The 9,120-nt window shown below is 72.3% G+C and carries 8 protein-coding genes; all 8 read right to left on the minus strand.

What is annotated here, in order from left to right:
* Nucleotides 1–141: 141 nt before the first annotated feature.
* The 8 genes from ACSNN9_RS03045 to ACSNN9_RS03080 all read right to left on the minus strand — a co-directional run bounded on the left by ACSNN9_RS03045 (nt 142) and on the right by ACSNN9_RS03080 (nt 8,801).
* Nucleotides 142–1,845, minus strand: a complete 1,704-nt coding sequence (locus ACSNN9_RS03045) for a glycosyl hydrolase (RefSeq protein ID WP_436671073.1) — start codon at nt 1,843–1,845, stop codon at nt 142–144.
* A gap of 154 nt (nt 1,846–1,999) precedes the next feature.
* Nucleotides 2,000–2,824 (minus strand): shikimate dehydrogenase, encoded by an 825-nt coding sequence (locus tag ACSNN9_RS03050; protein WP_436671074.1) that lies wholly within the window; start codon nt 2,822–2,824, stop codon nt 2,000–2,002.
* Entirely contained in the window at nt 2,824–4,026 is a 1,203-nt protein-coding gene (gene mltG / locus ACSNN9_RS03055; RefSeq protein WP_436671075.1) for an endolytic transglycosylase MltG, read from the minus strand. The genes ACSNN9_RS03050 and mltG overlap by 1 nt, the downstream gene beginning before the upstream one ends.
* Nucleotides 4,023–4,484 (minus strand): Holliday junction resolvase RuvX, encoded by a 462-nt coding sequence (gene ruvX / locus ACSNN9_RS03060; protein ID WP_436671076.1) that lies wholly within the window; start codon nt 4,482–4,484, stop codon nt 4,023–4,025. Before ruvX ends, mltG begins: the two co-directional genes overlap by 4 nt.
* A gap of 72 nt (nt 4,485–4,556) precedes the next feature.
* Nucleotides 4,557–7,235: an alanine--tRNA ligase gene (alaS, locus tag ACSNN9_RS03065; RefSeq protein ID WP_436671078.1), complete on the minus strand. Its 2,679-nt coding sequence runs from the start codon at nt 7,233–7,235 to the stop codon at nt 4,557–4,559.
* Nucleotides 7,232–7,537, minus strand: a complete 306-nt coding sequence (locus tag ACSNN9_RS03070; RefSeq protein ID WP_132240143.1) for a hypothetical protein — start codon at nt 7,535–7,537, stop codon at nt 7,232–7,234. The genes alaS and ACSNN9_RS03070 overlap by 4 nt, the downstream gene beginning before the upstream one ends.
* A 27-nt stretch (nt 7,538–7,564) precedes the next feature.
* Complete coding sequence (locus ACSNN9_RS03075; protein ID WP_436671080.1) at nt 7,565–8,026, minus strand: DUF948 domain-containing protein; 462 nt, start codon at nt 8,024–8,026, stop codon at nt 7,565–7,567.
* Nucleotides 8,027–8,177: 151 nt separating this feature from the next.
* Nucleotides 8,178–8,801, minus strand: a complete 624-nt coding sequence (locus ACSNN9_RS03080; protein WP_436671087.1) for a hypothetical protein — start codon at nt 8,799–8,801, stop codon at nt 8,178–8,180.
* Nucleotides 8,802–9,120 lie beyond the last annotated feature (319 nt).

The following is a 9,120-nucleotide window of genomic DNA, read 5'->3' on the forward strand; positions in this document are numbered from 1 at the left end:
CCGCGTAGCGTGCCTGGTCGACCCTGGGTGGCGATATCCACCGATTGGGCGGTCACTGCATCAGCAACATGACACCGCACACACAGAGTCGGATGTCCGACTCGTCTGTATCACGTTGCGTCGAACTGTGAACCCACGGTGTCAGCGGGCGCCCCCGGTGGGCTGCCGCAGGTAGCTGTCGCGTCCGGCGCGGGCGAACCCCGCCACCGACGAGGCGTCGTGGTTCATGGTCATGTCACAGGTGCTCGACCGACGGGTCATTCCCGGCGAGTTGAAGTAGATCGCCGCCTTGATCTTCGGGTGTGCCTTGAGGGCCGCCGGGAACTCCTCGAACCAGCGCCGCTTCGCGTCCGGGTCGGCCGCGTCGAAGTTGGTGCCGAACTCCGCGAGCATCCGCGGCTTGCCGACCCCGACGCGGTGCTCGTCCAGCCACCGGTAGAAGCCGCCGATGGTGGTGGCCGGGCTCTTCCAGACCTTGCTGCCGTTGCAGACGTGGAAGTTGTACGGGTCGTAGCCCACCCAGTCGACGTACCGGTCGCCGGGATAGAGGGCGGCGTAGCGGTCGTAGTGCCCCGACCAGCCCATCATCGTCCAGACCCAGACCGCGTTGTCGGCGCCCGCCGCGGCGAACCGGTCGTGCACGTGCCGCCAGGCGCGGACGAAGTCGGCGTCGCTGCCCTTGGCCGGCTCGTCCTCCGGCTCGTGGTCGAAGCCCATGAACACCGGCACGCCGGTGTCACGGATCCGGCCGGCGACCGCGTCGATGGTGGCGTCGTACCGGCCGCTGTAGACGTCCTGCCAGGTCAGCACCGTGCCGGAGGAGAAGATCCGCGACTCCCAGGCGAAGAACATCAGCCGCCCCTCGCGCATCTGCTGCCGCTGGTAGGCGTCGGGGAAGGCGCCGTTGCTGCCAACGTTGGAGAAGTCGTGGTAGCGGTGCACGATGTCGAACTTCCGCCCGACCTGCGCCTCCACCTCGGCGACCGCCGCGCCGTGGTCCCACCCGTCGCCGGCGCTGGACGGGGAGTACATCCCCCACCAGGCGCCGCAGGATGGCACCAGCCGGCTCGACACCCCGCCGCACCGCTCGGCGCCCCCGGACGAGGCGCTCGCCGTCGGGCTCGGGGTGGCGCGGGTGGGGCTGGTGCTGGGCGTCGGCCTCGGCGTGGGGCTCGGTGCGACCGTCCGGCTCGGCGACGGCGCGGCGCTGGTCACCACCGGCGTGGGCCGGGTGCCCACGTCGTAGCGGATCTCCAGGCGCGGCCGCAGGTCGGGGTTGTGGTTCTCCGTCGACGCCCAGTAGATCCTGCTCTCCAGGCCCGTCTGCGCCAGCGAGACCGTCCAGGTGCCGTTGCTCTTCACCAGGCCCGAGACGTCCCACTCGTTGAAGCCCCGCGCCACGCCGGAGACGGTGTCCAGGACCGCCCCGGGCAGCGCCGGCGTCGGCCGTGCCGCGCTGGCGTCCACCGAGGAGGCGTGCGCGGTCACCGTCGCCGGGAACTCCTGCCACGCGTGCACGCGCAGCGTGGCCCGCACGTTGACCGCCGTCGCCGGCAGGGTGGTCACGGCGAACTGGACGACCGCCTCCCGGCCGCCCCGGGGGTTGCCCTCGCAGCGGACCGCGCAGGTCGCCAGCGTCGTCTTCGCCGCGTTGTCCCCGTCCTGCGACACCATGGTCGCCGTGGTGTCCGCGGTCGCCCGGATCGACAGGTCGTCGGCGGCCAGCAGCGGCATCGTGGTGGCCACGATGCCGGCCACCACCGTGGCGCCGGCGATGCCGAGGACGAGGGCCTTGCGCCGTGGGCCGGGGTGCCGGGGGATGCGGTGCAGTCCGTGCCTGCTCAAGGAGTACTCCCTGTGTGTCGGACGGTGACGGTCAGCAGCGTAACCACGGCCACGGCGTGACGTGGGGACGACAGTCGGACCTAAGCGCGTCTTAACCGTCGCCTAAGGATGCCCCCCGACGACCACAGGGGACACTCCCGTCCCGAGCCGGGGGTCAGCCGGCGCGGGCGGCGGCCAGCGCGGCAGCCATCGCCGCCCGGGGCGCGGCGACGCCCGTGAAGTGCTCGAACTGGCCCACCGCCTGGGCCAGGAGCAGGTCGAGCCCGGAGACGATCCGGCAGCCGGCGGCCTCGGCCGAGGCGGCCAGCGGCGTCGGCCACGGATCGTAGAGCGCGTCGAAGAGCACCGAGCCCGCTCGCCAGGCAGCCGTGGCCCCGAGGGGGTCCGCGACCCCCTTCGGCACCGTCGCGATCACCACGTCGGCGTCGAGGCGCCTCGCGGCGTCGTCCCAGGCCGCCGCCCGCATCGGCACGTCGACGGCACGGGCCACCGGGCGCAGCTCCTCGACCGCCGCCGGGCGGCGGGCCACCACGGTCACCGCGTCGGCGTCGAGCCGTCCCGCCGCCGCCACCGCCGCGCGGGCCGTGCCGCCCGCGCCCAGCACGGTCACCGTCGCGCCCGGGCGCACCCCGGCGTCGGTGAGCACCTCGACCATGCCGACCACGTCGGTGTTGTCGGCGTACCAGGAGCCGTCCGGTCGGCGTACCAGCGTGTTGGCGGCGCCGACGGCGGCGGCGACCGGCGAGACCTCGGCGGCCACCGCGAGCGCCGCCTCCTTGCCCGGCATGGTCACTGACAGCCCGGCCCACTCCGGGCCCAGGCCGGCGACCACGTCCGGCAGCTCCGCCGCCGCGCACTCGATCCGGGTGTACGACCACCCGGTGAGCCCCGCCGCCGCGTAGCCGGCCTGGTGGATCACCGGGGAGAGGGAGTGCGCGATCGGCTTGCCGAGCACCCCCGCCCGCCGTGCGGTCGTCATCAGATGATCCCGGCCTCCTTGGCCTTGGCCTCGTTCTTCCGGTGTTCCTCGTAGGTCTCGGCGAACTCGGAGTGCCCCTCCCTGTCGATCGCCACGAAGAAGAGCCACTTGCCGGGCGGCGGGTCCATCGCGCCCTCCATGGCCTGCTTGCCCGGGTTGTTGATCGGCGTGGGCACCAGGCCCTTCAGCTTGCGGTTGTACGGGTTCTTCGGGTTGTCCAGGTCGGCGGCCGTCATCTGCCCGGACGTCTTGGTCTTCTGCCCGGTCAGCTCCAGGTAGTAGTTGACCGTGACGTCCATCTCCAGGCAATTGCACGGGAACTCGCCGAAGACCCGGTTGTAGGCGACGCGGGCGACCTTGCCCAGGTCGTCCTTGTTGCCCGCCTCGGCCTGCGCCAGCGACGCGACGATCAGCGCCTCGTACGGGCTGATGCCGCCCCGTTCCTTCTGCACCCGGTCGGCGAACTGCATCTCCTGGGTCACGCTGAGGAAGTTCTCGACCATCAGCTCGAGGATGCTCTCGGCGGTCGCCTTCGGCGGGATCTCGTAGGTGTCCGGGTAGAGGAAGCCCTCGATCGACGGCTTGACCTTCTTGTTGTCGGTGCGCTTGAACCACCAGTCCGGCACGCCCCGCGCGATCGGGTCCTTCGCCGCCGCCTCGAAGTCCTTCACCGGGATCTTGGTCTTCTCGGAGAGCAGCTTGTAGACGTTCTTTGCCGTCCGGCCCTCCGGGATGGTGACCCCGTTGACGATCCGGTTCTTCAGGTCGAGCATCGCGGTGACGGCGCTCTCGCCACTCATCTGCTTGCGCAGCTTGTAGGTGCCCGGCTGGATGTTCTTGCTGCGGGCGTTCGCCTCGGCGGCCTCGATGAAGGCCTTGGCGCTCTTGACCACGTCGGCGGCGACCAGCGCGTTGGCCATGTCGGCGATCAGCGCGCCCCGCTTGATCTCGACCGTCACCTCGCCGGTGCCCGCGCCGTCGTAGTCGGGGGTCACGAAGTAGCTCTGAACGCGGTCGAAGCCGTAGAAGGCGCCGCCGCCGATGCCACCCAGCAGAACCAGGGCGAGCAGCAGCGCAAGGACCGTCTTGCCCCGCCCACCACCGCCGGAGCCGCCCTGGCGCTTGCGCACCGCGCCGCGCCGGTGCTTGCCCTTCTCCCCCCGGTCCTGCTCGTCGAACCCGAGGTCAAGATCTTCCATCATCGCGTCCGCCTCCGCTGCGCGTCCAGCCAGCTCTGCAGAATCTCCACCGCGGCAGCCTGGTCGACCACCGCCCGTTGCCGTTTCCCTCGGACACCACGCTCGGCAAGCCTACGAGACGCCACGACCGTGGACATCCTCTCGTCGGTGAGCGCCACCGGAACGGGGGCTATTACATCGGCCAGTCGGTCAGCGTACGCCTTCACGTGTACGGCGGCCGGGCCGTGCTTGCCGGAGAGATTCACCGGAAGGCCGACGACGACCTCCACCGCGTCGTGCTCGGCCACCAACGCCCTGAGCGCGACGATGTCGGCCGGCACCGCGTCCGCAGCCGCGGTGAGGTCGCGGGCGAGGGTCACCAGCGGGGTGGCCAGCACGCCGTGCGGATCCGAGCGGGAGACCCCCACCCGGACCTGCCCGACGTCCACCCCGAGCCGGACACCCCGGGACAACTCAGTCACGATCGGTGACTCCCCTGAAACGGCGAACCAGGGCGGACCGCGCGGGTCCGCCCTGGCCGCTGCGAGCACTGATCACGCCTCAGCGATCGCCTTCTCGACCGTGCGGAGCAGGTTCGGCGCCTCCGCGGCCGGCAGGCCGCCGCCCTGGGCCAGGTCGGGGCTGCCCCCGCCGCGCCCGGAGAAGGCCGCCTTGACCAGGGCGGACGCGGCCAGGCCCCGGCTGCGCGCGGCCGGGTTCACCGCGACGACCAGCGACGCCTTGCCTCCTGCCCGGGCCGCCACCGCGACGACCGCCGGCCGCGCCGGGTCGATCCTGCCCCGGATCTCCTGGGCGAGCGTCCGCACGTCGTTGCCGGCCGCGCCCTCCGGCGCCTCGGTGCCCACGTACGCGATGCCGTGCACGTCCTTCGCCTGCGCCGCGAGCGCCGCCGCACCGCCGAGCACCAGCTGGGCCCGCAGCTTCTCCAGCTCCTTCTCGGCGTCGCGCAGCTGCGTCACGGTCTGCTCGACCCGGTCGGCGACCTGGTCGTTCGGCACCCGGTACAGCTCGGCGAGGCGGGACACCAGCAGGTGCTCCCGGGCCAGGAAGTTGAAGGCGTCCATGCCGACCAGGGCCTCGACCCGGCGCACCCCGGAGCCGATCGACGACTCGGAGAGGATCTTCACCAGGCCGAGCTGGCCCGAGCGGGCGACGTGGGTGCCGCCGCACAGCTCGCGCGCGTAGTCGCCGACCTCGACGACCCGCACCTCCTCGCCGTACTTCTCGCCGAACAGCGCCATCGCGCCGATCCGCCGCGCCTCCTCCAGCGAGGTGATGAAGGCGTGCACCTCCAGGTCGGCCAGGAGCACCTCGTTGACCTGCTGCTCGACGTCGCGCAGCACGCTCGGTGCCACCCCGGTCGGGGTGTTGAAGTCGAAGCGCAGCCGGCCCGGGGCGTTCAGCGAACCGGCCTGGGTGGCGGACTCGCCGAGGAAGTTGCGCATCGTCTGGTGCACGAGGTGCGTCGCGGTGTGCGAGCGGGAGATGGCCCGCCGGCGGGTGGTGTCGATCTCGGCGTAGCCGGTCTCCCCCGCCCGCACCTCGCCCCGGACCACCCGGGCGCGGTGCACGATCAGGCCGGGCACCGGCTGCTGCACGTCGAGCACCTCGACCTGGCCGCCGCCCACCGTGATCATGCCGAGGTCGGGCTGCTGCCCGCCGCCCTCGGCGTAGAACGGGGTGGCGTCGAGCACCAGCTCGATCGTGTCGCCCTCGACCGCCGCCTGGCGGGGGCCGTCGACGCCGAGCACCGCCCGCACCGTCGACTCCCGGGACACCTCGCCGTAGCCCGTGAACCGCACCGGGCCGCCCGAGTCGAGCACCGACCGGTACGCCGACAGGTCGGTGTGCCCGGTCTTGCGCGCCTGCGCGTCGGCCTTGGCGCGGGCCCGCTGGTCGGCCATCAGCCGGCGGAAGCCCTCCGCGTCGACCTGGAGCCCCTGCTCGGCCGCGATCTCCAGGGTCAGGTCGATCGGGAAGCCGTACGTGTCGTGCAGCTGGAACGCCTTCTCACCCGACAGCGCCGGCTTGCCCGCGGTGCGGGTCTCGGCGATCGCCGTGTCCAGGATCGTGGTGCCGGCACGCAGGGTGGACAGGAAGGCGTCCTCCTCCGCGTACGCGTAGTCGGCGATCCGGTCGAAGTCGGCGGCCAGCTCCGGGTACGACGGGGCCATGCAGTCCCGGGCCACCGGCAGCAGCTCGGGCAGCGCCCGCTCCTGCCAGCCGAGCAGCCGCACCGACCGGATCGCCCGGCGCATGATGCGGCGCAGCACGTAGCCGCGCCCCTCGTTGCTCGGGGTGACCCCGTCGCCGATCAGCATCAGCGCGGTACGCACGTGGTCGGCGATCACCCGCAGCCGCACGTCGTCGGGGTGCGACTCGCTGGCGACGTGCCCGGAGTGGGCGCCGTAGCGCTTGCCGGTCAGCTCGGCCGCCTTGTCGAGGATCGGCCGGACCTCGTCGATCTCGTAGAGGTTGTCGACGCCCTGGAGGATGGAGGCCATCCGCTCCAGGCCCATGCCGGTGTCGATGTTCTTCGCCGGCAGGTCGCCGAGGATCGGGTAGTCCTCCTTGCCGGTGCCCGGGCCGCGCTCGAACTGCATGAAGACGAGGTTCCAGAACTCCATGTAGCGGTCCTCGTCGACCGCCGGGCCACCCTCGCGGCCGTACTCCGGACCACGGTCGTAGAACAGCTCGGAGCACGGGCCGCACGGGCCGGGGATGCCCATCGACCAGAAGTTGTCGGCCTTGCCCCGGCGTACGATCCGCTCGGTCGGCACCCCGACCGAGCGCCAGATCTCGAACGCCTCGTCGTCGTCGAGGTAGACGGTGGGCCAGATCCGCTCCGGGTCGAGGCCGAAGCCGCCCTGCTCCCGGGACTTGGTGACCAGGTCCCAGGCGAGCGGGATCGCCCCGTCCTTGAAGTAGTCACCGAAGGAGAAGTTGCCGTTCATCTGGAAGAACGTGCCGTGCCGGCTGGTCTTGCCGACCTCGTCGATGTCGGGCGTACGGATGCACTTCTGCACGCTGACCGCCCGCCGGTACGGCGGGGTCTGCTGCCCCAGGAAGTAGGGGACGAACTGCACCATGCCGGCGTTGACGAACAGCAGGTTCGGGTCGCTGATGGCGGGCAGCGGAGCGGACGGCACCACGGTGTGGCCGTTCGCCTCGAAGTGGGCGAGGTACCGCCGCTTGATCTCCGCCGTCTTCATCGCTGGTGTTCCTCCGGAAAGATCTCTCGGTCGCCGATGCGCGGGTCCTCCCGCAGCTCGGCGAACTGGTCGTCGAACGCCTCGCCCTGGGCGAACGCCTCGTGGATCTCCTGCTCGCGCTCGGCCATCGCGATCCGGACGTCCTCCACGAAGCTACGCAGCGACTCTGCCAGCCCGCCAGCGGATTCGGTTACCGTGCTGGCGATGCCGGCCGGGGTGTACGCCTGTGCGGTCCGGGTGGCCTTGCGGACCACCACCACGCCGACGGCCAGCCCGATGCCGAGCCAGAACAACCGCCTCATCTCCGAGCTCCTCCTGGTCGTGCCGGGTCAGCGGTTGCCGCGCTTGGCGGCCCGCCGCTGCTGCTTGATGGTGTCGCGCACCTCACGCTCGGTCTCGGCGTGCCGCCGGGCGGAGGCGGCCTTGCGGACGCCGTAGCCGAAGGCGGCCACCTTGACCAGGGGGTTGGCGGCGGCGGCGGAGACGACGGTCGCCAGGTTCGCCACGTTGGCGGTGACGTTCTGCGCGTGGCTGGTCATGGTGTCGACCTTGGCGAGCTGGAGGTTGACCCCGTCCAGGGAGGTCTGCACCTGCTCCAGGGCGGTGTTGACGTTCTTCACCGTGGTGTTCACGTCACCGAGCAGCGGCGCGGCCCGGTCGTTGAGGTCGTTGATCATCCGGGTGGTGGCGTCCACGGTGTGCCGCAGCCGCAGGATGGGCAGCGTCAGGATCAACACCAGCATCGCGAACGCGATCGCCGCGATCAGCGCCGCGACCTCGAAAAAGCCCACGCCTGTCCTCCTCAAGCAGAGTTCCGGGAACCCGACGTCCCCGCAACGCGCGACCGTCCTACCCACACCGCCGCTCGGTGACCCGCGAGGGGCCGGACGGGAGCTGGCGGTCCGCCAGCCCCAGACCCTACCGTCCGTGATGGAAACCGGCTCAGGACGGTGAGGGTGTCGGAGTCGCGAGCGGATCCTCGGTGAGCGTCGGGAACGGATCCTCGCCGGTGAGTGACGGGTCGGTGCTGGGCTGGGGCCGGGTCCGCTCGTCGTCGATCGCGTTGCGGACCTTCACCGACACCAACGAGCCGGAGCACTCCTGAGCAGCGGTCGCCGGGTCGGGAGACGGCACGACCGCCGGTTCCCCGTCCACCGGCGGCGGCACGCAGGCGGGCGCGCGCACCCACAGGTCGAGGGTCAGCTCGTCCCGGCGCCAGCAGGTGTAGCTCCCCTTCGCCGGTTGCTCGGGGCAGCGGCTCACCTTCCACGGCCGCCAGCCGTCGTCGGTCAGCGCCCGCTCGTAGACCCGTGCCGTCTCCTCGGGCGGCCGCTCGGACGTGGCCGTGCGTTCGCGGAGCCGGCAGTCGAGCAGGCACCACCGGCTGCCGCTGACGTCGTCGACGGTCTGCACCGCCGCCCAGCCCGGCACGTCCAGCTCGTCGAGGGTGTCGAAGACCGGATCGCGGCTGAGCGTACGGATGCCGAAGTAGAGCGGGATCGCGCCGAGCAGCAGCACGCTGACCAGGGCGAGGATGCCCATCCGCAGCCGCCGCCGCTCACGCATCTGGCGGCGCAGCTCGGAGCGGGCGCCGCGCAGCCCGCCCGGGCCGGCCGCGTCGTCGTCCGGCGACTCCGGCTCCGCGGGCCGGCGCAGCGCCGGTCCGTCGACCGGTTCGGCGGGCGGTACGACCGCCGCGGCGGCCCGCGCCACCACCGGCTCGCCCGCGCCACCCGGCGGCGGCACCGGCGCGACGCCCGACGGCTCGGGTCGCCCCGGCTCGCGGTGTGGCGGGAGGGCGCGCCCGGCGGCGCGGTCCTCGGGCCCGGGGCGGGGCGCCGGGGCGGCCGCCCGGGCCACCCCGGTCGGACTGGCGGGGCCGGGC

It is taken from the genome of Micromonospora sp. URMC 107 (assembly GCF_051386315.1).
Classification (GTDB): Bacteria; Actinomycetota; Actinomycetes; order Mycobacteriales; family Micromonosporaceae; genus Micromonospora.

Excerpts from the sequence above, each read along its gene's own strand:
- ACSNN9_RS03050 (WP_436671074.1), bottom strand. The coding sequence starts at position 2,824 with ATGACGACCGCACGGCGGGCGGGGGTGCTCGGCAAGCCGATCGCGCAC.
- mltG (WP_436671075.1), bottom strand. The coding sequence starts at position 4,026 with ATGATGGAAGATCTTGACCTCGGGTTCGACGAGCAGGACCGGGGGGAG.
- alaS (WP_436671078.1), bottom strand. The coding sequence starts at position 7,235 with ATGAAGACGGCGGAGATCAAGCGGCGGTACCTCGCCCACTTCGAGGCG.
- ACSNN9_RS03070 (WP_132240143.1), bottom strand. The coding sequence starts at position 7,537 with ATGAGGCGGTTGTTCTGGCTCGGCATCGGGCTGGCCGTCGGCGTGGTG.
- ACSNN9_RS03080 (WP_436671087.1), bottom strand. The coding sequence starts at position 8,801 with ATGCGTGAGCGGCGGCGGCTGCGGATGGGCATCCTCGCCCTGGTCAGC.